Origin of the sequence: Pseudomonas sp. KU26590 (genome assembly GCF_026153515.1) — a bacterium.
Lineage (GTDB): Bacteria > Pseudomonadota > Gammaproteobacteria > Pseudomonadales > Pseudomonadaceae > Aquipseudomonas.
The window spans coordinates 505795-530000 of sequence record NZ_CP110644.1 but is presented as its reverse complement, the minus strand read 5'-3'; the positions used below and the strand labels follow the sequence as shown (position 1 = coordinate 530000).

Below are 24206 nucleotides of genomic sequence, written 5' to 3'. Positions count from 1 at the left end.
CATCGCCTGATTCGCCAGGCACGCTACCTGCACATCCAGCAACGCCATATCGATGTGCTGACCAGCCCCTCCCTGATCACGATGCGCCAGGGCAGCGAGAATCGCAGAAGTCGAATACAGCCCGGTCAGAATATCCGTCAGCGCTACGCCGACCTTAACCGGTCCCGCGCCATCTTCCCCTTCGGGACGGCCTGTAAGGCTCATTAGCCCACCAAGCCCCTGGATCATGAAGTCGTAACCTGCGCGCTTGGCGTAGGGCCCCGTCTGACCGAACCCGGTAATAGAGCAATAGATGAGCCTGGGGTTTTCCACCTGCAGTGATTCGTAATCCAGACCGTAGGCCTTTAACCCGCCAACCTTGAAGTTCTCGATAACGATATCGGACTTCGCCGCCAGCTCCCGAACCAGCTTCTGACCTTCAGGCCGAGTGAAGTCTATGGTGACGGACTGTTTGTTACGGTTGGCGGAGAGGTAGTACGCAGCTTCAGACGTGCTTTCTCCGCGCGGATCCTTCAGAAAAGGCGGGCCCCATGCGCGCGTGTCGTCGCCATTGCCCGGGCGCTCGATCTTGATCACCTCCGCACCCAGGTCGGCCAGGATCTGACCTGCCCACGGGCCGGCAAGCACCCTAGACAAGTCCAGCACACGCAAATGCGATAACGCGCCCATTGCAGGCTCCTTAATAGAAGGCCTGGATGCCGGTCTGCGCGCGCCCCAGGATGAGCGCATGAACGTCGTGCGTACCTTCGTAGGTATTGACCACTTCGAGGTTGACCAGATGCCTGGCGATACCGAACTCATCAGAAATGCCGTTACCACCCAGCATGTCACGCGCCATACGCGCGATGTCCAGCGACTTGCCGCAGGAGTTGCGCTTCATGATGGAGGTGATTTCGACCGCTGCGGTGCCCTCGTCTTTCATGCGGCCAAGACGCAGGCAGCCTTGGAGCGCCAGGGTGATCTCGGTCTGCATGTCGGCGAGCTTTTTCTGGATCAGTTGATTGGCAGCGAGGGGACGGCCGAACTGTTGGCGGTCCAGCGTGTATTGACGGGCGGTGTGCCAGCAAAACTCGGCAGCCCCCAAGGCGCCCCACGAGATTCCGTAGCGGGCGGAGTTCAGGCACGTGAAAGGCCCTTTGAGGCCACGGACGTCCGGGAAGATGTTCTCTTCCGGCACAAACACGTTGTCCATCACGATCTCGCCGGTGATTGAAGCGCGAAGGCCGACCTTGCCGTGAATCGCTGGAGCAGTGAGGCCCTGCCAGCCCTTCTCCAACACGAAGCCGCGGATATCGCCTGCGTCGTCTTTGCCCCAGACGACGAAGACGTCGGCGATCGGGCTGTTGGTGATCCACATTTTGCTGCCGGTCAAGCGGTAGCCGCCTTCGACGCTCCGCGCACGGGTGATCATCGCGCCCGGATCCGAGCCATGATTGGGTTCGGTAAGGCCGAAGCAACCAATCCATTCACCGGACGCGAGTTTTGGCAGGTACTTCTGTTTTTGCGCTTCAGTGCCAAATTCGTTGATAGGCACCATAACCAGGGAAGATTGCACGCTCATCATCGAGCGGTAACCGGAATCCACGCGCTCGACTTCGCGAGCGATCAAGCCGTAACACACATAGTTAAGGCCACTGCCACCGTACTGCTCCGGGATCGTGGCGCCGAGGAGACCTATCTCACCCATCTCGCGGAAGATGGCCGGATCCGTCTTTTCATGGCGGAAGGCTTCAAGCACCCGCGGCGCCAGCTTGTCCCTGGCGAACTGCTCGGCGCTGTCGCGGACCATGCGCTCTTCTTCGGTGAGCTGCTGATCCAGCAATAGGGGGTCGATCCAACTGAAACTTGCCTTGCCGCTCATGATTCTCTCCTCACCGAATGCGCTTCCGGACCTGCCGGAAAAGTAATGAAACGAGCCTAGGCCTGAACCCTCACCGGAGCAAACGACGATTTCGCATCATCTTGTGCTAATTTCTCACTCCGAAACACGCAAGGGAGCAGTCGGCCCACCCTTTAAAGTGAGGCAAAGGTACATGCGTCGTAAAATCCCAAGCACCGCTGCGCTGGTGAGCTTCGAGGCGGCCGCGCGGCACGAGAGCTTCACCAAGGCGGCCGAGGAGCTTTCACTGACCCAAAGCGCCATCTGCCGACAGATCGCGAGCCTGGAAGAGTTCTTGAATGTCGGCCTTTTCCGACGTTCACGACGGGGTGTGAAGCTGACAGAGGCGGGCCTTTCCTACAGCCGGCGCATTGCAACGCAACTTGACGCCGTTGAACGCGACACGCTGTTAGTGATGGGTCATCAGGGCGTCAATGTGATTGAACTGGCGGTGGTGCCTACATTCGGCACGCAATGGCTACTGCCGCGCCTGAAGGATTTTCAGAAAAAACACCCTGACGTCACCATCAACCTGACCAACCGCACGCGGCCCTTTTTGTTCGCAGATACCGAATTCGACGCAGCGATCTACTTTGGCGATGCCGATTGGTCCGGTACCGAATCCCACAGACTGATGGGCGAAAACCCGATGCCAGTCTGCAGTCCTGCGCTGCTTGGAGCACGGCACAGCATCAGCGCTCAAGACCTGGCCGAGATGCCGCTGCTCCAACAGACCACTCGGCCCTACGCATGGCGGCAGTGGTTCAATTCGCTGGACATGTCCGTGGCCCGTGACATGACAGGTCCGCGTTACGAGCTATTCTCCATGCTCGCGCAGGCAGCCATGCACGACATGGGTGTGGCGCTGATCCCGCCATTTCTTATTCAGCATGAACTGGCCGAAAAGCGCCTGGTGATTGCCAACCCTCACCAGCTCTCAAGCACAAAGGCGTATTACCTGATGATTCCGGAGCGCAAAACGGAATCAGCGTCACTTAAAGCGTTTCGCGACTGGCTGATTCACGAAGCCGGGACCTACTCGCTGCCCTGAACTCCCACCCGCAGCGCGAAGAGTCTCATGTAGTGCCGCTCTCAAGAAACCTACATATATCTTCATTTGTCGCATTTAGGACACACCCTTCTTTAGTGACCAATACATCCCAATAGTCATACAAATAGCGCTCTCCAGCCTGATTCGAGGTTATTTTCAATCCTGATCGTCAGAGCGTCTTCAAGCACTGAATATCGAGATAATCTCATATAGATCAATGTCATAACCGATTTGGTGCGTCAATCGGTCACAGGGTGACTTGTAGTACATTTTTCGTTCAGTTACAGAAACCCTTGAAGGCCTCTGGCATCCCCTGCAAAATGCCGCGCCCGGCTGTTTTAACGGGCGTAGTGATCTCAATCCCAGCCCTCGGGCCGTAGCGCGCTGGCCTAATTAAAGACAATAAGATCACGCAGGAGATTTGACGTGCACATTGGAGTCCCCCTCGAAACCCAGCTTGGTGAAACCCGGGTCGCCGCCACTCCCGAAACCATCAAAAAGCTCATCGCCCAAGGCCACACCGTGACGGTGCAAAAAGGCGCGGGCATTGCGGCGAGTGTGACCGACAGTGCTTATGAAACCGCAGGCGCATTGATCGGGAGCGCCGTCGATGTATTTGGCGCCGAGCTCATCCTCAAGGTTTCTGCCCCCAACGACGCTGAGCTCCTGCTGGTCAAAAACGGTGCAGTGGTTGTCGGGATGCTCAACCCTTTCAATAACGACACGATCACCAAGCTGGCTGAGCGCGGGATCACCGCCTTTGCCCTCGAAGCGGCACCACGTACCTCTCGGGCGCAAAGCCTCGACGTGCTGTCTTCCCAGGCCAACATCGCCGGCTATAAGGCTGTGCTGTTGGCGGCGCATCACTACCCGCGCTTCATGCCCATGCTGATGACCGCGGCCGGTACGGTGAAAGCAGCGCGCGTGCTGATTCTCGGAGCGGGCGTTGCGGGGCTGCAGGCCATCGCCACTGCCAAACGTCTGGGTGCGGTCATCGAGGCTTCGGACGTACGTCCGGCCGTCAAGGAACAGATCGAGTCGCTAGGGGCCAAGTTCGTTGACGTGCCGTACGAGACTGACGAGGAGCGCGAGGCCGCTGTGGGCGTCGGCGGTTACGCCCGCCCGATGCCAGCCAGTTGGATGCAGCGTCAGGCGGTGGCCGTTCATGAGCGCGCCAGCCAGGCGGACATCGTGATTACCACGGCGCTGATCCCCGGCCGCAAAGCGCCGGTGCTGTTGAGCGCTGAAACAGTCGCGCAGATGAAGCCCGGTTCGGTAGTGATCGATCTGGCCGCTGCGCAAGGCGGTAACTGTCCTTTGACCGTCGCAGACCAGGTGGTGATCGAGCATGGCGTGACCATCGTCGGCCACACGAACCTGCCCGCCATGGTGGCGGCCGATGCGTCTGCTCTTTATGCCCGCAACCTGCTGGACTTCATGAAGCTGCTCTTCAACCAGGAAGGACAGTTCCAGATCAACCTCGAAGACGACATCGTTGCCGCGTGCCTTATGTGCCGCGATGGCCAAGTTATCCGCAAGAACGGCTGAGGATAAAAATAATGGAAGAGTTCATCTCGCCCGGTATCTACAACCTGATCATTTTCGTGCTGGCCATTTACGTCGGCTACCACGTGGTCTGGAACGTGACGCCTGCGCTGCACACGCCTCTGATGGCAGTCACGAATGCCATCTCGGCCATCGTCATCGTCGGCGCCATGCTTGCCGCCGCGCTGACAGTGACGCCACTGGGCAAAACCATGGGCACCCTCGCCGTCGCGCTGGCGGCCGTTAACGTCTTCGGCGGATTTCTGGTCACCCGGCGCATGCTTGAGATGTTTAAGAAGAAAGCGCCCAAGGCAAAAGACGAGGTAGCCAAGTAATGAGCATGAACCTCGTCACCTTGCTGTACCTCGTCTCGGCGATCTGCTTCATCCAGGCGCTGAAGGGCTTGTCTCACCCGACCACATCGCGTCGAGGCAACCTGTTCGGCATGCTCGGCATGGGCCTGGCGGTTCTGACCACAATCGGCCTGGTGTTCAAACTGGCTGCGTTGTCCACGGACGGTGCCACCGCAGGCATTGGCTATATCCTCATCGGTTTGCTCGTCGGCGGCACTGCCGGCTCGATCATGGCCAAGCGCGTCGAAATGACCAAGATGCCGGAGCTGGTCGCCTTCATGCACAGCATGATTGGCCTGGCAGCCGTGTTCATCGCCATCGCTGCAGTGGTCGAGCCACAGTCGCTGGGCATTGTTCACCACTTGGGCGATCCAATTCCTGCGGGCAACCGGCTGGAGTTGTTCCTTGGCGCGGCGATCGGGGCGATCACGTTCTCCGGTTCGGTCATCGCCTTCGGCAAGTTGTCTGGCAAGTACAAGTTCCGCTTGTTCCAGGGCGCACCGGTGCAGTTTGCCGGTCAGCACAAACTCAATCTGATTCTGGGTCTGGCGACGCTACTGTTCGGCATCACGTTCATGCTGACGGGTAGCCTGTTCGCGTTCAGCCTCATGCTGATCCTGGCGTTCGTGATTGGCGTGCTGCTGATTATCCCGATTGGTGGCGCAGACATGCCTGTCGTCGTGTCGATGCTTAACAGTTACTCAGGCTGGGCAGCGGCGGGTATTGGCTTCTCGCTGAACAACTCGATGCTGATCATCGCCGGCTCCCTGGTCGGCTCTTCCGGCGCGATTCTGTCGTACATCATGTGCAAGGCGATGAACCGCTCGTTCTTCAACGTGATCGGTGGCGGCTTCGGTGGTGCAGTGGATGCCGGTGCTGCGAGCGGCACCAAGGAAGCCCGGCCGGTCAAATCGGGATCGGCTGACGACGCGACCTTTCTGCTGACCAACGCCGACACCGTGATCATCGTGCCGGGCTATGGCTTGGCGGTCGCTCGAGCACAGCACGCGCTTAAAGAGCTGACCGAAAAGCTGACCCACGCAGGCGTCACGGTGAAGTACGCGATCCACCCGGTGGCTGGCCGGATGCCCGGGCACATGAACGTACTGCTGGCGGAGGCCGAAGTGCCTTACGACCAAGTGTTCGAGATGGAGGACATCAACTCCGAGTTCGGTCAGGCGGACGTCGTTCTTGTGCTTGGCGCCAATGATGTGGTCAATCCGGCGGCCAAGAACGATCCAAAGTCGCCGATTGCCGGCATGCCGATCCTCGAGGCGTACAAGGCCAAGACCATCATCGTTAACAAGCGCTCCATGGCCAGCGGCTATGCGGGCCTGGATAACGAGCTGTTCTATCTGGACAAAACCATGATGGTCTTTGGTGACGCCAAAAAGGTCATCGAGGACATGGTCAAAGCGATCGAATAGCGGCTGCAACTCGCGACAAAACAACCCTCGGCGCAGGTCATGGCCGAGGGTTTTTTACAGCCTGGGTAAAAGTGTTTCTCGCGTAGAGGCGCTAATTAGAGCCTTTATTGCGACCTTGGTAGCGGGACGAACAAACTTCAAATCTCTAGACTTCGCTCACGCACCTTTGTCATGAGATTAAACAACATGCACCGTGAACGAATCCGTCTGCCCTCGCTGATGAACAAGATAATGAGCGCGGCCGACGCTGCTTCCTTGATCAAGGACGGCATGACCGTCGGCATGAGCGGCTTCACCCGCGCCGGCGAAGCCAAGGCCGTGCCCCAGGCGCTGGCTGAACGTGCCAAGACAGTTCCGCTGAAGATCAGCCTGATGACGGGCGCCAGCCTGGGCAACGATCTGGACAAGCAACTGACCGAAGCGGGCGTGCTCTCCCGGCGCATGCCGTTTCAGGTCGACAGCACCCTGCGCAAGGCCATCAACGACGGCACCGTGATGTTCATAGATCAGCATCTGTCGGACACCGTCGAGCAGCTGCGCAATCGCCAGATCAAGGCCGTGGATATCGCCGTGATTGAATGCGTGGCGATCACCGAAGAAGGGCATCTGGTGCTCAGCACGTCCGTTGGCAACTCGGCGAGCTTCGCCATTCTTGCTGAACACGTGATCATCGAGATCAACCTCGCCCAGCCCCTGGAGCTGGAAGGGCTGCACGACATCTATATACCGACCTACCGGCCGACGCGCCTGCCGATCCCGGTGCTCAAGACGGATACCCGAATCGGCAGCCAGGCCGTAAAGATCGATCCGGCCAAGATCGTCGGCATCGTGATCAGCAATCAACCTGACTCGCCATCGACGGTATTGCCTGCAGACACCGACACTCAGGCCATCGCGGGCCACCTGGTCGAGTTCTTCAAGAACGAAGTGCGGCTGAACCGCCTGACCAATCAACTGATGCCGCTGCAGGCAGGAGTGGGCACAATTGCCAATGCCGTCATGACAGGGCTGATCGATTCACCCTTTCACGGCATGACGATGTATTCGGAAGTGCTGCAGGATTCGACGTTCGATCTGTTCGAGGCGGGCAAGCTGGATTTCGCGTCGGGCTGCTCCATGACGCTGTCAGAGCGCAAGCACGCCGCAGTCTATGACAACCTCGAGCAGTACAGATCAAGACTGTTATTGCGCCCTCAGGAAATCTCGAACCATCCGGAGGTCGTTCGCCGCCTGGGCATCATTGGTATCAACACCGCCCTGGAGTTCGACCTGTACGGAAACGTCAATTCCACTCACGTGGGAGGTACGCGGATGATGAACGGGATAGGCGGGTCGGGAGACTTCGCTCGGAATGCCCACCTCGCCATTTTCGTGACCAAGTCCATTGCCAAAGCCGGGGCCATTTCAAGTGTGGTGCCGATGGTCAGCCATGTGGACCACACCGAACACGACGTGGACATCCTGGTGACAGAGATCGGACTGGCAGACCTGCGAGGCCTGGCGCCCCGCGAACGCGCCCGGGTCATCATCGACAACTGCGTGCACCCGGCCTATCGCGAGGCGCTGAATGACTACTTCCGCCGCGCCTGCGCAATCGGCGGTCACACCCCACATGTTCTGCGAGATGCACTCAGTTGGCACCTTAACCTGGAAGAAACGGGCCGCATGTTGGCGATCTGAAAATACAGTTTGTGCGTGGCGGCGACCTTTCGTCGTCACAGTTCACAGGCTGAACGTAAATTCTGCAAAAACTGTACTTCTGTACTGGTGATTTGGCTTAGGTAAAACCCTAAATTACGCTGCCAACCATCCAAAAAGCACACTTCTGGTGCAGACCCGTACAGTTGCTCCACTTCCGAACAAAACAGTGGTGTTTAACAGTTAACTGGAGCAGCACAATACAAATGAACTGTGTCTAGAGAGAGACGGGCAATGAGAGGAATATTGTCACCAATCAAGTCACTCTCTAATCCCGCCACAAGCGGAAGGAAGAAGCATCATGGAACGCACCGTCAGTTCCGAACTGTTCTACGAAGACACCGCTAAAACCGCACAAGCCTCGTTGCCGCTGCGCATGTTCGCCAACCTGATGCTCTGGCAGCGTCGTCTGTCCAGCCGCCATCAACTGGCTCGTCTGGATGCACGTTTGCTGGCTGACGCCGGTATCAGCGAATCCCAGCGTTACGAAGAGCTGAGCAAGCCGTTCTGGCGCTAATGTAGCGTCTGCTGGTCCCAGGCCACGTGCCTCTCACCAGCAACCCGAATTGTTCAAACAAAACCCGTCAGCAGTTTACTGCTGACGGGTTTTGTCGTTTCCAGCGAATGAAAGTCCGAAAAAGCTAAACCGGTACAGTTTTAGATTTATCTTTTTTTAACAATACAGCCCAACGAATTCGGGCACCCGCATCGGGTATTGGATTGCCGGTGCAGGACTGGCGTGATGCCGGGATGGTTCACGCGACACCTTATAGGCTAATCTTTCGCCACCTTGACCATGCACTCGCGAGACAGCTAGCGCTGAGCTTTCCGATTTATGCGTCTGTGGTTTTCGAATCCCGTTATTTTGGAGTGCCTGTATGCCTCGCGTTCGCCTGTTGAGTGCCGCTTTCCTGATCGTTGCTGCCACCGGGGCCCAGGCTTCTAGCTTCGTTGTTACAACTGACACCATCGTCCGTGCGCTGGATGCTTCGTCCAATGCCACGTCGAAAATCTCCTCCTCCTTCCATGACGACAAGATCGTCCTGGCCGCCCGCGATGACGCAGCAAGCTTCGTTGCCAGCGAAGGCGAGATCCGTGGCGTGAAGCTCCAGGGCGCCTTGCAACACATCCGCGAAGTCGCACCGGGCCTGCAAGCGTCGGACGCGCAACTCGCGCAAGCGATTCTTGCCATCTGATTCAGTATCGCGACAGGTTTTTCCGGCGCAGGCCCGGGCCTTTTCACTAGCTCTGGCCCGGGTGTTGCGCTAGCCTTGCGACTCGTATCGCAGAACCTGAACAGCCCTGAATAGCCATGCAGTCGTTGTCTCGCCTCGTGCTTGCCGTCACCGCCACCTTGAGTATTTCCACTCAGGTTATGGCGTTCGACGTGACCACACAAAGCCTGGTCAAAACCGGATACGCCACCAGTCAGGTGACGACCGGTCCTTTCGATAGCAAGTTGATAATTGCCGCCCAGGATGACGCTGCAGTGTTTGTTGCCAGTGACGGCCAACTGCGAGGAGCACGGCTGGAATCGGCGCTGGCATACCTTCGTCAAACCCGTCCAAAACTTCATGCAAGCGACCTTGAACTGGCGCAGGCAATCCTCGTCCAATAGTCACTTTTTTGTAACTTCCGTATTTTGGAGACGTTCCATGCGTACCCCGTTGATCGCTGCCGCCCTCGGCCTGCTCTTGCTGACTGACATGGCACAGGCACAAACCCTGAAGGCCACCAGTAACATCGTCGTTCGCGCCCTCGGCCGCAGCATCGATTTCACCTCCGACACCACCTCATCCGTGCGCAACTGGAAACTGGTGCTCGAAGCGCGCGACGATGCCGCCAGCTATGTCGCCACCAACGGCGATATCCACGGCGCACTGCTCGACGCAGCCTTCATCACACTGCGCGATCGCCTGCCTGAAGCGCGTAACGCCAGTGATCAGGACCTCGCCGAGGCCATCCTCGCACTGTGAAACGCCTCGCTGTCTGGCTGCTGACATCGGCGCTCTCGCTGATTTGCACGAGCGCCTTCGCCGACCTCAGCCTGTCGCTGCATACCGACGGGCTCAGTCCTGCGCAACAAAAGGCCAGCCAGACATTGCTCGACGAAGCCATGGCGCACCTGCCGCCATTGTTCGTCAGCAAGCTTGATCGCCAGATTGAAGTGCATTGGACTGACGACATGCCGTCCAATGCCTACGGTCGTGCAGACGGTCCTTACCGGCTGGACCTGAATCAGCACCTGCTCGCGGGCCTGACCGACGGCACCGCCGCAACGACCCGAACCAACCGTCCTCACGGCACCGTACGCGAGGAAATGCTCGCCACGGTTCTGCATGAACTGACCCACATTTATGATCACGCGCAGCTCTGGTCCCCTGAAGACCGCAAGCTGATCGTTGCATGTGCCCGGCAGGGCAAAAGCGTGGGCAAGGTTGGCCTGCGTGACAGCTGCCGGGGGCAGACCGACCGACGCTTTACCCTGAGTGATGATCCGCGCCTCCTGGATCTCGCCGGCTGGCCGCAATACGTCGGCCGCCGCGGTGACAGGGAAGAGCGCAACGGCCAGGTCGCGCGCAGTCCGGACATCTACGAAATCAGCAGCCCGCTGGAATTCGTTGCGGTGAACATGGAGTACTTTCTCCTCGACCCGGCCTACGCCTGCCGCCGTCCGGCGCTGTACGACTATTACAAGGCTCGGTTCGACTGGGCGCCCGCGACGAAGGATCAGTGCCCGACGTCCTATCCTTATCTCAACGCCGGTAACGACTTTGCCCGAGAGCCGCTGGGCAAGCTCGACCCCGAACGCGTGTACGAAGTCGATTACCTGCTGGCCGAGGCTAACCAGAATCTGGCGAGCCGTTGGGGTCACAGCATGCTGCGTCTGGTCATCTGCAAGCCCGGTCGCCCACGTGGCCCCGACTGCCGGCTGGACCTGGATCAGCACCTGGTGCTGTCCTATCGCGCCTTCGTCAACGACCTGCAGCTGTCCAGTTGGAGCGGCTTGACCGGCAAGTATCCGTCGCGCCTGTTTGTCCTGCCGCTGGGTCAGGTGATCGATGAGTACACCAAGACCGAATTGCGCGGCCTGGCCTCGGTCCCGCTGAAACTGTCCCGTGAGGAGATCAACGGTCTGGTTCAGCACTCTGCCGAGATGCACTGGGCATACGACGGGGATTACTGGTTCCTGTCCAATAACTGCGCGGTGGAAAACCTGAAGCTGCTGCGCAGTGGCACTAACGATCCACGGCTTGTCGGGCTGGACAGCATCATGCCCAACGGGCTGCTGGAAGTCCTGAAGGGTAGGGGGCTGGCGGACACCAGCGTGCTGGACGATCCGAAGAAAGCGCTGCGCATGGGCTACCGCTTCGACTCGTACCGCGACCGTTATCAGGCGATGTTCGATGTGCTGCGCAAGACCACCAGCGTCAAGCAAACCACGGTGGAAGACTGGCTGGCATTGACCCCGCAGGAGCGGCGCCCGTATTTCGCTCAGGCCGATCTACGCACCAGCGCGGCAATGCTGCTGCTGGAACAGGCCGGGCTGCGTCGTCAGTTATTGCTGGCGCAGGATGAGGTCAAGCAGCGCTACCTCAGCGCCGTGGAGCAGAAGGATAACGGCGTCTCCAGAGCGACCGGCACGCTGCAGGACATTCTGGCTAACAGCGGATTCCTGAGTCGCCCGGCAGAATTGCTGGGCAGCGGCGGGTACGGTCTGCCGCAGGAAGGCGAGTGGCAGCGGCTGGAAAACGAGAGCAGTCAGCGGCAGAAACAGCTGCAGCGGCTCAGCGGCGATCTGGATAAAGAGGTGAGGGCGCTGCTCGATCCCGACCGCGCCGCCGAAATCGCCTCGACCGAAGACAATCTCAAGCAGGTCGGCGAACACCTGCGTGCGCTGCACAAAGCAGCCGGCGGTCTGGAGCTGCCTTGATCGTCGCGCAGCTACACGGCCCGCAATGATTCAGGCAGTTTCCCCGGGCTCACCCGGCAGATGCTCGTCGAGGTGCAGCCAAGGCAGGCGGCTGTCGGTCCAGATGTGTCGATCGGCAGGCGTCAGCTCCGGGTGATCAAGGGTGGCGATGGTCACGTCCATCGTCTCAGGGGTGTTGCGGCTGAACAGCGCGACCTGCGCCCCGCAGTTATTGCAGAAATACCGTACGCACGTCGGCCCTGAATCATAGGCGGTCGGGCTTCCCGCCAGCCATTTGAACGCATCGACAGGGACGCTGGTCCACGTCACCACGATGCCGCCTGACGTGCGCCGACAAATCGAACAGTGGCAGTGGGCAACGTCATCCACGAGCCCGTCGAGCTGGTAACGCAGATTGCCGCAATGGCATCCGCCCGTATGCAATTCACTCATGAGCATTCTCCCGGTTATGTAGGGGTCTGACCGCATCACGGGGTCGATAACTCAAACTCCCGCTCGTCAAGTTAAGAAGTGCAACGAAAGCTGGCTGAAAGCTTCCCCGTTTAGCATCACCTCACCGCCGGCGAAAGACCGGTCGGCCAGGACGAACGCGCTTGACGTTCTCCGGCCCATCTACAACAACAATTAGGTGATTCCCGATGCTTGCATGTGCCCTGCAGTACCCCCTCCGTAATCCCCGACTCCACGCGCCGCTCGTTTTGAGCTGATCGATTCGTCTCGTCCGTTCCCACGCCGCGTAACGCTGGAGTATTGCTATGTTGACCTTCCTCGGCTTCGCCATGGTCGTCGCCTTCATGTACCTGATCATGAGCAAGCGCCTGTCAGCGCTGATTGCCTTGATCATCGTTCCTATCGTGTTTGCCTTGTTCGGTGGCTTCGCCTCCGAGATAGGCCCGATGATGCTTGCGGGCATCACCAAGCTTGCGCCAACAGGCGTGATGCTGATGTTTGCCATCCTTTATTTCGCACTGATGATCGACTCCGGGCTGTTCGACCCGGCCGTGCGCAAGATCCTCAAGCTGGTGAAAGGCGACCCGGTCAAAGTGTCGGTCGGCACAGCGGTGCTGGCGCTGGTTGTCTCGCTGGACGGTGACGGCGCCACGACATACATGATCTGCGTAGCCGCCATGCTGCCGCTGTACAGCCGCCTGGGCATGAGCCCGCGCATCATGGCCGGCTTGATCATCCTGGCCGGCGGCGTGATGAACATGACCCCATGGGGCGGCCCGACCGCGCGTGCCGCAAGCGCCCTGCATGTCGATCCATCCGACATCTTCGTGCCCATGATTCCGGCAATGCTGGCAGGCGTCGTGGCGATTCTGGTGATCGCCTACTTCTACGGCAAACGTGAACGCGCCCGCCTGGGTGAGCTGCACCTGCCCGGTGACGAAGTCGATAACAGTGACATCAGCGTTTCGCAGTTTCCCGACGCCCGTCGTCCCAAGCTGATCTGGTTCAACGGTGCTCTGACACTGGCGCTGATGGTCGCGTTGATCATGGGCCTGTTGCCGCTGCCAGTGCTGTTCATGATTGCGTTCAGTATCGCCATGATCGTCAACTACCCGTGCCTGCAAGCGCAGAAAGACCGCGTCGCTGCCCACGCCGGCAGCGTGCTGGCAGTGGTCGGACTGATTTTTGCTGCGGGGATCTTTACCGGTATCCTGTCCGGCACCGGAATGGTCGACGCGATGTCGAAGAGCCTGCTGGCCGTAATCCCTGACGCGATGGGCCCTTATCTGGCCGTGATCACTGCGGTGGTCAGCATGCCGTTCACCTTCTTCATGTCCAACGATGCGTTCTACTACGGCGTGCTGCCGGTACTGGCCGAGGCCGCTGCGCATTACGGCATCAGCCCGGTGGAAATGGCACGTGCCTCGATCGTCGGCCAGCCCGTCCACCTGTTGAGTCCGTTGGTGCCGTCGACGTATCTGCTAGTGGCACTGGCGGGCATCGAGTTTGGTGATCACCAGCGCTTCACCCTCAAATGGGCCGTGCTGGTGTGCATGTGCATCCTGATCGCCGCGCTACTGATGGGGATCTTCCCGTTCTTCAGCAGTTTGTAACGCAACTCAACGCTCCCTCTGGTGCAGCCGCGCCAGAGGGAAAACGAACGCTCAAAGGAATACGTAATGGAATGGCTGACCAACCCTGAGATCTGGGTTGCTTTCTTCACGCTGACTGCCCTGGAAATCGTACTGGGCATCGACAACATCATCATGATCTCGATCCTGGTCAGCCGCATGCCCAAGGCGATGCAGCCGCGGACCCGTATCTTCGGCCTGGCGCTGGCAATGGTGACGCGGATTCTGCTGCTGCTGTCGATCACCTGGGTCATGCGCCTCACCGAAGACCTGTTCGTGGTCCTCGGCCAAGGCATTTCCGGACGCGACCTGATTCTGTTCTTTGGTGGTCTGTTTCTGTTGTGGAAGAGCTCGCAAGAGATTTACCACGGCATGGAAGGCGAGGAAGAGACGCTTGACGAGCCGAAAGGCAAGGGCGGCATGTTCCTGTACACCATCCTTCAGATTGCAATCATCGACATCGTATTCTCGCTGGACTCGGTCATCACCGCAGTCGGCATGGTTTCTTACGTACCGGTGATGGTTGCGGCGATCATCGTCGCAGTGCTGATCATGATGCTGTGCGCGGGCGTTATCAGCGACTTCATCGAGAAGCACCCCTCGTTGAAGATGCTGGCGCTGTCGTTCCTGATCGTCGTCGGTACCGTGCTGATTGCCGAGTCGTTCGATGTGCATGTGCCCAAGGGCTACGTTTACTTCGCCATGGCGTTCTCGCTGGCGGTTGAGGCGATCAACATCAAGATGCGCACGTCGATGGCGAAGAAGCGCAAGATGCAGGACCCGGTGAAACTTCACAAGGACGTACCGGGTCAATAACGTCCGCCGCACAGACGTCAAAACAACGGGGCTGTGAATGCCCCGTTTTTTATTGGCAGGGCGCAAAGGGGTGGCTTTCAAACACCTGATTTATGACAGATTTGTTTCAAGAAGTAATTCGCTGTGCCATGCTGGCATTAAGGCCACAGGCCGACTAAAGCTTTAGTTGAGGGCGCTGTTCGATACCCCTCAAGCGCCTACGCTCGCTACACGCTGGACCTTTTAACTTTGCCCGATGGGCAACCTACAGGGGGCTCTCCATATGCTGACCCTGCTCGATTTGCTTTCCGCCGTCGCGCTGTTGATCTGGGGCACACACATCGTTCGAACCGGCATTCTGCGTGTCTATGGTTCGCAGCTGCGCCGGGTCATTGGCCAGAACATGTCCAAGCGCCCGCTGGCATTTGTCGCGGGGATCCTGGTCACCGCAGTGGTGCAAAGCAGTAATGCCACGGCGATGCTGGTGACGTCCTTTGTCGGCCAGGGTTTGATGGGCCTGACGCCAGCGCTGGCCATCATGCTCGGCGCCGACGTCGGTACGGCCGTGATGTCGCGCATCCTGACGTTCGACCTGTCGTGGCTGTCACCACTGCTGATCTTTCTGGGCGTGATCTTCTTTCTGTCGCGCAAACAAACCCGCGTCGGCCAACTGGGCCGTGTCGGCATTGGGCTGGGCTTGATCATTCTCGCCTTGCAGCTGATTGTCACTGCCGCTGCACCCATCACCCAGGCGGCCGGGGTGAAGGTGCTGTTTGCGTCACTGACGGGCGATCTTCTGCTCGACGCATTGGTCGGCGCCATGTTCGCGCTGATCTCCTACTCAAGCCTTGCGGCCGTGCTGCTGACGGCGACCCTGGCGGGCGCGGAGATCATCAGCCTGCCGGTGGCGATCGGTCTGGTGATCGGCGCCAACATCGGCAGCGGCCTGTTGGCGTTCCTCAGCACCAGCATGCAAAACGTGGCCGGTCGACAAGTGGCGCTGGGCAGCCTGCTCTACAAACTGATCGGCCTGTTGCTGATCACCCCGGTGCTGACGCCGCTGGTGGCCTGGATGGATACGCTGAATGTCAGCCCCTCGAGCCTGGTCATCAGCTTTCACGTTATTTACAACTCCCTGCGTTGCCTGATCATGCTGCCGACGGTGGGACCAATGGGGCGCCTGTGCGCGTCGATTCTGCCGCAGCAGGCCGAGATCAACGGCCAGACCAAGCCTCGCCATCTGGACCTGACCGCACTCGCCACGCCGAGCCTGGCGCTGGCCAATGCCGTGCGCGAAACCCTGCGCATGGGCGATCTGATCGACAGCATGCTCAATGCCATGCAAGAGGTGCTGCGTGGCAACCAGACGGCGGTTACTCAGGAGGTGCGCCGGCTCAACGACGATGTCGAGGTGCTCTACAACGCCATCAAGTTGTACCTGGCGCAGATGCCCCGCGACGACCTCAGCGATCAGGACAATCGCCGCTGGGCCGAGATCATCGAACTGGCTATCAATCTGGAGCTGGCCAGCGGTTTGATCGAGCGCATGCTGCGCAAGGTCCAGCAGCAGAAGACGTCACAGCGGCGGTCGTTTTCCGACGTTGGTCTGGAAGAACTTTCCGGGCTGCACGAGCAACTGATGGCGAATCTGCGCCTGGGCCTGTCGGTCTTCCTCAGCGGCGACCCGGAAAGCGCGCGCCAGTTGTTGCGCGAGAAACGTCGTTTTCGGGCACAGGAGCGGCGCCTGGCACACGCCCATGTCAGCAGGCTGCAACGTAAGATCGTCCAGAGTATCGAGACCAGTTCCCTGCACCTCGAGCTGATTTCCGACATGAAACGCTTGAACTCCCTGTTCTGCAGCAGCGCTTACGCGGTCCTTGAAACCACCGACACAGGCGCCTTGTCCAGCGAGGGCAATGCGGATTAATCGTGGTGAACGCAGGGGCGGCTGCGAAGTCTGTTACACATACCGGCCCGCAAGGAAGCCCGTTTTTATGCGTTGCCTGCTGTTCGTTTGTCTGGTTCTGACATCCCTTTCTTCCATGGCCCTCGACCGGTTTCAGGTCGAGGGCTACGTGCTGCCCAACGGTTTGCAGTTGCTGCTCAAGCCTGCGGACAAGGGGCACGTCGCTATCCGGCTGGTCGTGGGTATTGGCTTCGATGACTTTAAATGCGAAGACAAAGAGCTGCCGCACTTGCTTGAGCACCTGCTCTTCAGCGGGATCGACAACAGCGGTGAGGGCGGCCTTGAGCAGCAGATGCAGGCGTTGGGCGGGGAGTGGAACGCGTTCACCAGCAACACCGACACCACCTTCGTCATCGAGGCGCCAGCGCAGAATCAGCGCAAGGTGCTCGACCTGCTGCTCAATCTGCTAACCCACACGCAAATCAATCAAGCCAATCTGGACACCGCCAAGCGCATTGTCACCCGTGAAGACGGCGGCCATTATTCGCATCTGCAACGCTGGCTGGACAAGCGCGATCTGGGCCACAGCGCCGGCAGCCAGCTTGCTGTGGAGCTGGGCCTCAAGTGCGCGGAGCGGCCTGAGGTCGATCACTTGACGCTGGAGCAGATCGAGAACATCCACGACAACTGGTACGCCTCCAACAACATGACGCTGATCATCGTGGGCGACCTCGACAAGTTGCTGCCGGCCTACCTGGAGCGCACCTTCGGCCAACTCAATGCGGTCGATCCGACGGAACATCCGCCGCTCCGCTCGATGACCGAAAAGGCCGACCCTGAACGCACGTTGGTGCGCGGCTCATTGGGCGACGGCGCGAAGCTGCATCTTTTGTTCCCCGAGCCGGACATGGGCGAGCAGCACGATGAAACCTGGGATCTGGTGAAGGCTTACCTGGACTGGGCGCTGTACAGCGAACTGCGTCTGGACAAGGGTTACTCCTACGGGCCATGGGCCGATCGCGAAGCGTTTGGGGACACCGGTTTTCTCAGCCTGAATGCCGATCTGAACCGCGAAGACGTCGATTCGGCCACGGCGGCGGTGCGCTCTATGCTCCAGCGGCTGCGAAAGGAAGGCATGGACCCGGCCACCTTTGCACGACTGCAACAGGCCTCCATCGCCAAGCAGGCCTGGACCGTTCAAGGCAATAGCGCTTTGGCCGACTATTACTGGGGTGCGCTGAATGATTACGACGATGGTCGCTTTCAGGACCCGGCCAAGCGCACCCGTGGCGTGAGCCTGGATCTGGCCAATCAGGCGATGCGTCAATTGCTGGCGCAACCCGGGTATCTTCGCGTTGAGGAACCACTGCTCAGCTACGACGAGCTGTACGCCATCGGATGCCTGCTGACAGTGCTGGTGGCGTCGCTGATTCTCTGGCGGTGGCGGGTTTACAAGAAGCGGCCGTTGTAAGCGAAGCGCTAGGCTCTGTACGATTTCGTCGAAGTGGGCGGAGTCCGATTTTGGTTATTTTCTATACACCTCGACCTATACCTGAGAGCGACGCCCCAAGATGCCCGACATTAACGCAATCATTCATCACTCGCTGGTACAGCGCGTGCTGGAGTTCATCAAGCGCTACCCCGGGCTGATTGCGTTCTTCGGGTTCTGCTCAGGCATCGGCAGCTTCATTCTGGTGGATCGCCAAGCCAAGCTGGCGACCTGGATTGCGGTCATTCTGCTGGTGAGCTGGATCTGGCTGATGGTGGAAAACAGCGCGGTCGCCCTGTTCGCGAAGCTGTTCAAGCGCGAGATCCCGCAGCCGCTGTTGCGCTACGGCACCCAGATGATCCATCAGGAAAGCCTGTTCTTCGTACTGCCGTTCTTTTTCGTGACCACCACGTGGTACAGCGGCCAGCTGGCGTTCACCGGGCTGCTCGGGGCGGCAGGCCTGATTTCGATCATCGACCCGCTGTACTACAAATGGCTGGCGCCGCGCCGCTGGCTGTTCATGGCTCTGCACACGCTGACGCTGTTCGCCGCATTGCTCACGGCGCTGCCGATCATCGTTCACCTGACCACGGCCGAGAGCTACAAGCTGGCGCTGGGCATTGCGATGCTGCTGTCGTTCCCGAGCCTGGCGTCGGGCTATCCGATCAACAACTGGAAACGCGGCGTCGGCGTGGTAGCCATGACACTGGCCATCGGCGGTGCGGGCTGGATGGCGCGATTCTGGGTGCCGCCGGCGACGCTCTGGCTGACCGAGGCTGCAATCAGCACGCGCTTCGACAACCAGAATCGGACCCCCGGCGAGAGCGTTCAGGAGATCGGCGTCAACCAGCTGCGCAGCGCAGGGCTCTACGCCTATACGTCAATAAACGCCCCGCGCGGCCTCAACGAACGGATTTATCACGTGTGGCGCCATAATGGCGAGGAAATAGAGCGTATCGCTCTAGACATTAAGGGCGGTCGTGAGGAAGGCTATCGGGCCTGGACGCACAAGCAGAATTTCCCGCCGGACGTGCTCGGCAAATGGCAGGTGAGGGTGCTCACTGAGGACGGGCAGATGATCGGTGTGCTGCGGTTTGACGTCACTGAGCGCGATCAACCGGCCGTCACTCGCAACAAGATCAAGCCGGCAGGCCTGAAGCCAGGCACCGACGCTGTAGATCCGGATGATTCCGAGGCTAAAAAACCTGCGGACAGTGCACCAGCCGAGAACGCTTCTGCCCCGGCCAAAACCAACTAAGCTCGTCGCCATGACCCCACTGACCACGCAGGCTTCCTCCGCGCCCAAGACTCCAGGGCGCGTCTTGATGGACACTTCGAACAATCCGGTGCAGCTGCGGATTGCCGGAGACTGGACGCTCGCCCATTACCGCGAACTCAAGCGCCAGACCGATGCATTGAGCGCCGGATTCGCTCCAACTGCCCTCGTGGATATGGAAGAGCTCGGCGCGCTCGATACCGCCGGTGCGTCGTTGCTGGTAGAGCTGCTCGGCGTGCAACGTCTGCGTTTGCTGGCCGTGCAAGCGCCCAATCTGCCGGAGTCCAGCCGCGCGCTGATGCAGACCATCCAAAGCGCATTGGCTGACTATTGCCGGCCAGTCCGAGAGCCTGAAGCGGCCGTGGGCATGCAACTGCTGGCGCGAATTGGCTCGGCGGTGGACGTGATCTGGAAGGACACGTTGCAGTTACTGGGCTTTATCGGGCTCATCCTCCAGACGTTTGCGTCCACGCTGTTGCGGCCCAAACGCTGGCGCACCACTTCCGTCATCGCCCACATCGAGCAAATCGGCCTGGACGCCGCGCCCATCGTGGCGCTGCTGACGTTCATGGTGGGCGCCGTGGTGGCCTTTCTCGGCGCCACGGTCCTAAAGGCCTTTGGCGCGACGATTTTCACCGTTGACCTGATCGGCTTCTCGTTCCTGCGGGAATTCGCCGTGCTGTTGACCGCCATTCTGTTGGCCGGTCGCACGGCCAGCGCTTTCACCGCGCAGATCGGCTCAATGAAAGCCAACGAGGAACTGGATGCGCTGCAAACCCTGGGGCTGAGTCCTACAGAGCTGCTGGTATTGCCCCGCGTGATCGCGTTGCTCATCTCACTGCCCATGCTGACCTTTCTCGCAATGATCTGCGGCATTGTCGGTGGCGGCGTGGTCTGCGCTGTGTCGCTGGGCATCTCGCCGGCAATGTTTCTGTCGTTGATGCAGGCCGACATTGGGGTGCAGCATTTTCTCGTCGGCATCGCCAAGGCGCCGATCTTTGCATTCTTCATCGCCGCCATTGGCTGCCTGGAAGGCTTCAAGGTCGAGGGCAGCGCTGAGTCCGTTGGGGCTCACACGACGTCGAGCGTGGTGCAGTCCATTTTCGTGGTCATCGTACTGGACGCACTGGTGGCGATGTTTTGCATGGAGATAGGCTGGTGACCCGCCGTTGCGTACAACCCGTTGAAAAGGTGATCGAGGTTCGCGGCCTGAGCAATCGCTTCGGCCCGCAAGTGGTGCACGAGAACCTCGATCTGGACCTGTATCGCGGGGAGATCCTCGGCGTGGTCGGCGGCTCCGGCGCAGGCAAGTCGGTCTTGCTGCGCAGCATTGTCGGGCTGCAAAGACCTGCCTCGGGCAGTGTCCGCGTATTGGGTCAGGACTTGCTGAATCTGCCCGACAAAGCACGCTCTCAGGTTGAACGACGTTTCGGTGTCCTGTTTCAGAAAGGCGCGCTGTTCTCGTCGCTGACCATTACGGAGAACGTCGCGTTGCCGCTGATTGAACACGCCGGACTGAGCCGCGAGGAGGCCGAGCATCTGGCCGGGATCAAAATGGCGTTGGCCGGACTGCCGCTGTCGGCGGCGCACAAATACCCCGCGTCGCTCTCGGGCGGCATGATCAAGCGCGCGGCGCTGGCAAGGGCGCTGGCGCTGGACCCGGACATTCTGTTTCTGGACGAACCCACCGCCGGGCTCGATCCGATTGGCGCCGGCGCGTTTGATCAGTTGATCCTGACCCTGCGCGACGCCTTGGGGTTGAGCGTGTTCATGGTCACCCACGACCTCGACACGCTTTATACAATCACCGACCGCGTCGCCGTGCTGGCGCAGAAGCGCGTGTTGGTCGCGGACAGCATCGACAAGGTGTCCGCGACCAAGGACGCCTGGATTCACGAATACTTTCATGGCCCGCGCGGCCGCTCGGCCTATTCGGCGGCCACCCACCCACACGAGGTCTCATGATGGAAACCCGCGCCCACCACGTTCTGATCGGCCTGTTCACGGTCATCGTGGTCGCCGCCGCGCTGCTGTTCGGCTTGTGGCTGGCAAAATCCAGCGTCGACACGGCGTTCAAGGATTACCAGGTTGTCTTCAACGAGGCGGTCACCGGTTTGTCTCGGGGCAGCCCGGTGCAGTACAGCGGCATCAAAGTCGGTGACGTGGTGCAACTGCGCCTTGACCCTCAAGACCCGCGCCGCGTGCTGGCGCAGATTCGCGTTGCGGGTGAAACCCCGATCAAGCGCGACACCTTCGCAAAACTGGCATTGGCCGGCATTACCGGTACATCGCTCATTCAGCTCAGTGGCGGCACACCGCAAAGCGAGGCGCTGAAGGGCGAGGCCGGCAACCTGCCGGTGATCATCGCCTCACCGTCGCCCATCTCGCGGCTGCTGAACGACAGCGACGACTTGCTCAGCGGCACCAATGCACTGCTGCACAATGCCAACGCGATGTTTTCTTCGAACAACGTGGACACGCTGTCGCGCACGCTGCAACATCTGGAGCAAACCACCGGTGCGATCTCCGATCAGCGCGACGACATTCGTCAGGCGTTGAAGCAGATGACGCTGCTGAGCAAGCAGGCCGGCGCGACCCTGGAGCAAACGTCGATGCTGATGCGCAATGCCAACCAGCTGCTGACCAGCGATGGCAGGCAAACCATCGCCAGCGCGCAGCAGGCGATGAAGTCCCTTGAACAGAGCAGCCAGACCATCAACACGCTGCTCAAGAACAATCAGAATTCGGTAAACGACGGGCTGCAAGGGCTGGGCGAACTGGGCCCGGCGATTCGCGAGCTGCGTGAAACCCTCAGCTCATTGAAAACCATCTCGCGCAGCCTGAATGCCAACCCGAGCGGCTACCTGCTGGGCAGCGAGAAGAATAAGGAGTTCGAGCCATGAGGCTTGTCGGTCAGTCCATCACTCGACTGTTGTTGACGGCAACCCTGTTGTCCCTCGGCGCCTGTTCGATCCTCCCGGAGCAGGCGCCGTCTGACGTCTACCGCTTGCCGACGGCATCACCCGCCGGCAAAGGGACGTCGCCCGTGTCGTGGTCGTTGCGGGTGGTGCGGCCCAAATCCAGCGAGACACTGGACAGCCCGCGCATCGCCGTCATCCCCCAGGGCAATCTCATCAGCAGCTACAAAGGCGCGCGCTGGAGTGATCCAGCGCCGGTCCTGCTGCGCAACAGCTTGACCGATGCGTTCTACCGCGATGGACGAATCCAGTCGATCAGCACCGACGACAGTAATCTGCAGGCCGATTTTGAGTTGGGCGGGGAGCTGCTGGCGTTTCAGAGCGAGTATCGCGGGGCTGCCATTGACGTGGTGATTCGCCTTGATGCGCGGCTGGCCGACGATCGCCAGCGGATAGTCGCTAGCCGGCGCTTTGAAGTGCATCAGCCGGTGGCCGACAAGCAGGTGCCGGCGGTGGTCTCGGCGTTTGGTCAGGCCAGCGATGCACTGGCCGCCCAAGTGTTGCAATGGACCGTCGAGCAGGGCGAGAAGCGTTACACCGCCGAGCCGAAGAACCAATAGCAGACGGAGATCGCTGCGACGACTCCGGCAAATTCCGCCAGCAGCGCGCAACCCACGGCGTGTCGCGCTCGCTGAATACCCACGGCGCCGAAATACACCGCCAGTACATAGAACGTGGTTTCGGTGCTGCCTTGAATCGTCGCCGCGACGAGGGCCGGAAAGCTGTCGACGCCTTGGGTTTTCATGGTCTCGATCAGCATCGCCCGCGCCGCACTGCCTGAGAACGGCTTGACCAGTGCGGTCGGCAGCGCATCGACGAAGCGGGCGTCCAGGCCCAGCCACTGAATGCCGTGTCGAATACCTTCAAGGATCAGATCCAGCGCGCCCGATGCGCGCAGCACGCCGACGGCGCAGAGCATCGCAACCAGATACGGCAGCAGATTCTTGGCGACGTCAAAGCCTTCTTTCGCGCCCTCAACGAACGTCTCGTACACCTTCACTTTGCGCAGCGCGCCGATCACCAGGAACAGCATGATGATGCCGAACAGCGTCACATTGCCCAGCACCGAAGACAGGCTCGACAGCGCAGCGGCGGACAGCCCGGCCAGTAACGCCATGAACCCGCCCAGCAGCAGCGCGCCCGGAATCAGGTAAGCGAGCACCACCGGGTCCCACAACTTGAGGCGCTGCATGAACGCCACTGACAGCAGACCGACCAGCGTCGAGGCGCTGGTGGCGAGCAGGATCGGCAAGAACACCATGGTGGGGTCGGCGGCGCCTTGCTGGGCGCGGTACATGAAGATGGTCACAGGCAGCAGCGTCAGCGAGGAAGCGTTGAGCACCAGAAAGAGGATCTGCGCGTTGCTGGCGACGGTCTTACTGGGATTGAGCTCTTGTAGCGAGCGCATGGCCTTGAGGCCGATGGGTGTGGCGGCGTTGTCCAGGCCGAGCGCGTTGGCGGCAAAGTTGAGGGTGATCAGGCCCAGTGCCGGGTGGCCGCGCGGCACTTCGGGCATCAGGCGATGAAACAGCGGCGCCAGGACTTTGCCCAGCCAGTCAACGATTCCGGCCTTCTCGGCGATGTTAAGAAAGCCCAACCAGAGGGTCAGGGTGCCGAACAACAGCACCATGACTTCCACCGACAGCTTGGCCATGGCGAAGATGCTCTCGACCATGGCGGCAAAAACGCCGGAATTGCCCCCGACCAGCCACTGCGCCAGCGCAGAAATCGCCGCGACCACAAAAAACCCAAGCCATAGGCCGTTCAGCATACAAATCCCCTCGCAAGATGCGG

The 24206-nt window shown here is 60.0% G+C and carries 23 protein-coding genes (1 of these 23 running past the window's edge); 19 read left to right on the top strand and 4 right to left on the bottom strand.

All coding sequences use genetic code 11. The annotated features are described in order from the left end of the window. A protein-coding gene (locus OKW98_RS02445; protein WP_265387833.1) for a CaiB/BaiF CoA transferase family protein crosses the window boundary here: on the bottom strand, nucleotides 1-669 show its 5' portion. Its footprint begins 552 nt before the window's first position; only the first 669 of its 1221 coding nucleotides appear in the window; its start codon is at nucleotides 667-669; the stop codon falls past the left edge of the window. A 10-nt stretch (nucleotides 670-679) separates the two neighbouring features. Beyond that, a complete protein-coding gene (locus OKW98_RS02440; protein ID WP_122534346.1) occupies nucleotides 680-1861 on the bottom strand; it encodes an acyl-CoA dehydrogenase in 1182 nt (393 codons plus the stop codon). Nucleotides 1862-2033: 172 nt separating this feature from the next. Between OKW98_RS02440 and OKW98_RS02435 the strand changes: the two genes are divergently transcribed. The 10 genes from OKW98_RS02435 to OKW98_RS02390 all read left to right on the top strand — a co-directional run bounded on the left by OKW98_RS02435 (nucleotide 2034) and on the right by OKW98_RS02390 (nucleotide 11887). Then, entirely contained in the window at nucleotides 2034-2930 is an 897-nt protein-coding gene (locus OKW98_RS02435) for a LysR family transcriptional regulator (RefSeq protein WP_265387832.1), read from the top strand. Nucleotides 2931-3356: 426 nt separating this feature from the next. Then, entirely contained in the window at nucleotides 3357-4478 is a 1122-nt protein-coding gene (locus OKW98_RS02430; RefSeq protein WP_265387831.1) for a Re/Si-specific NAD(P)(+) transhydrogenase subunit alpha, read from the top strand. Nucleotides 4479-4489: 11 nt separating this feature from the next. Then, entirely contained in the window at nucleotides 4490-4810 is a 321-nt protein-coding gene (locus OKW98_RS02425) for an NAD(P) transhydrogenase subunit alpha (RefSeq protein ID WP_065987890.1), read from the top strand. Further along, on the top strand, nucleotides 4810-6255 hold the full coding sequence (locus OKW98_RS02420; RefSeq protein WP_265387830.1) for an NAD(P)(+) transhydrogenase (Re/Si-specific) subunit beta: 1446 nt from the start codon (nucleotides 4810-4812) through the stop codon (nucleotides 6253-6255). The genes OKW98_RS02425 and OKW98_RS02420 overlap by 1 nt, the downstream gene beginning before the upstream one ends. 186 nt (nucleotides 6256-6441) lie before the next feature. Next, entirely contained in the window at nucleotides 6442-7935 is a 1494-nt protein-coding gene (locus OKW98_RS02415) for an acetyl-CoA hydrolase/transferase family protein (RefSeq protein WP_265387829.1), read from the top strand. 319 nt (nucleotides 7936-8254) lie between these two features. Continuing rightward, nucleotides 8255-8470 (top strand): DUF1127 domain-containing protein, encoded by a 216-nt coding sequence (locus tag OKW98_RS02410; RefSeq protein ID WP_093466716.1) that lies wholly within the window; start codon nucleotides 8255-8257, stop codon nucleotides 8468-8470. A 361-nt stretch (nucleotides 8471-8831) separates the two neighbouring features. Then, entirely contained in the window at nucleotides 8832-9149 is a 318-nt protein-coding gene (locus OKW98_RS02405) for a DUF2388 domain-containing protein (RefSeq protein ID WP_265387828.1), read from the top strand. Nucleotides 9150-9265: 116 nt separating this feature from the next. Further along, nucleotides 9266-9571: a DUF2388 domain-containing protein gene (locus tag OKW98_RS02400; protein WP_265387827.1), complete on the top strand. Its 306-nt coding sequence runs from the start codon at nucleotides 9266-9268 to the stop codon at nucleotides 9569-9571. Between the two features lie 37 nt (nucleotides 9572-9608). Continuing rightward, nucleotides 9609-9929 (top strand): DUF2388 domain-containing protein, encoded by a 321-nt coding sequence (locus OKW98_RS02395; RefSeq protein WP_265387826.1) that lies wholly within the window; start codon nucleotides 9609-9611, stop codon nucleotides 9927-9929. After that, a complete protein-coding gene (locus OKW98_RS02390) occupies nucleotides 9926-11887 on the top strand; it encodes a DUF4105 domain-containing protein (RefSeq protein WP_265387825.1) in 1962 nt (653 codons plus the stop codon). The genes OKW98_RS02395 and OKW98_RS02390 overlap by 4 nt, the downstream gene beginning before the upstream one ends. Before the next feature lie 30 nt (nucleotides 11888-11917). Here the strand turns inward: OKW98_RS02390 and OKW98_RS02385 are convergent, their stop codons facing one another. After that, nucleotides 11918-12319 carry a GFA family protein gene (locus OKW98_RS02385; RefSeq protein WP_265387824.1) on the bottom strand — a complete coding sequence of 134 codons (402 nt, stop codon included), beginning with the start codon at nucleotides 12317-12319 and terminating at the stop codon, nucleotides 11918-11920. A 323-nt stretch (nucleotides 12320-12642) separates the two neighbouring features. On the opposite strand from OKW98_RS02385, the gene OKW98_RS02380 reads away from it, so the two are divergent. From OKW98_RS02380 to OKW98_RS02340, 9 genes are all read left to right on the top strand, one after another. After that, nucleotides 12643-13950 (top strand): CitMHS family transporter, encoded by a 1308-nt coding sequence (locus tag OKW98_RS02380; protein WP_265387823.1) that lies wholly within the window; start codon nucleotides 12643-12645, stop codon nucleotides 13948-13950. 66 nt (nucleotides 13951-14016) lie between these two features. Continuing rightward, nucleotides 14017-14784, top strand: coding sequence for a TerC family protein (locus OKW98_RS02375; protein ID WP_265387822.1), 768 nt, complete (start codon nucleotides 14017-14019; stop codon nucleotides 14782-14784). 262 nt (nucleotides 14785-15046) lie between these two features. Next, nucleotides 15047-16690 (top strand): Na/Pi cotransporter family protein, encoded by a 1644-nt coding sequence (locus OKW98_RS02370; protein WP_265387821.1) that lies wholly within the window; start codon nucleotides 15047-15049, stop codon nucleotides 16688-16690. A 67-nt stretch (nucleotides 16691-16757) separates the two neighbouring features. Beyond that, nucleotides 16758-18140, top strand: a complete 1383-nt coding sequence (locus OKW98_RS02365; RefSeq protein WP_265387820.1) for a M16 family metallopeptidase — start codon at nucleotides 16758-16760, stop codon at nucleotides 18138-18140. Between the two features lie 100 nt (nucleotides 18141-18240). Further along, a complete protein-coding gene (locus OKW98_RS02360; protein WP_265387819.1) occupies nucleotides 18241-19416 on the top strand; it encodes a DUF5924 family protein in 1176 nt (391 codons plus the stop codon). A gap of 67 nt (nucleotides 19417-19483) precedes the next feature. Beyond that, on the top strand, nucleotides 19484-20596 hold the full coding sequence (locus OKW98_RS02355) for an MlaE family lipid ABC transporter permease subunit (protein WP_416147907.1): 1113 nt from the start codon (nucleotides 19484-19486) through the stop codon (nucleotides 20594-20596). Then, a complete protein-coding gene (locus OKW98_RS02350) occupies nucleotides 20593-21399 on the top strand; it encodes an ABC transporter ATP-binding protein (RefSeq protein WP_265387817.1) in 807 nt (268 codons plus the stop codon). The genes OKW98_RS02355 and OKW98_RS02350 overlap by 4 nt, the downstream gene beginning before the upstream one ends. Continuing rightward, nucleotides 21399-22337 carry an MlaD family protein gene (locus OKW98_RS02345; RefSeq protein WP_265389630.1) on the top strand — a complete coding sequence of 313 codons (939 nt, stop codon included), beginning with the start codon at nucleotides 21399-21401 and terminating at the stop codon, nucleotides 22335-22337. Before OKW98_RS02350 ends, OKW98_RS02345 begins: the two co-directional genes overlap by 1 nt. After that, on the top strand, nucleotides 22334-22972 hold the full coding sequence (locus OKW98_RS02340; RefSeq protein WP_265387816.1) for an ABC-type transport auxiliary lipoprotein family protein: 639 nt from the start codon (nucleotides 22334-22336) through the stop codon (nucleotides 22970-22972). Before OKW98_RS02345 ends, OKW98_RS02340 begins: the two co-directional genes overlap by 4 nt. Here OKW98_RS02340 and OKW98_RS02335 read toward each other — a convergent pair. Next, complete coding sequence (locus OKW98_RS02335) at nucleotides 22945-24183, bottom strand: nucleoside recognition domain-containing protein (protein WP_265387815.1); 1239 nt, start codon at nucleotides 24181-24183, stop codon at nucleotides 22945-22947. The genes OKW98_RS02340 and OKW98_RS02335 overlap by 28 nt on opposite strands. Between the last annotated feature and the right edge of the window lie 23 nt (nucleotides 24184-24206).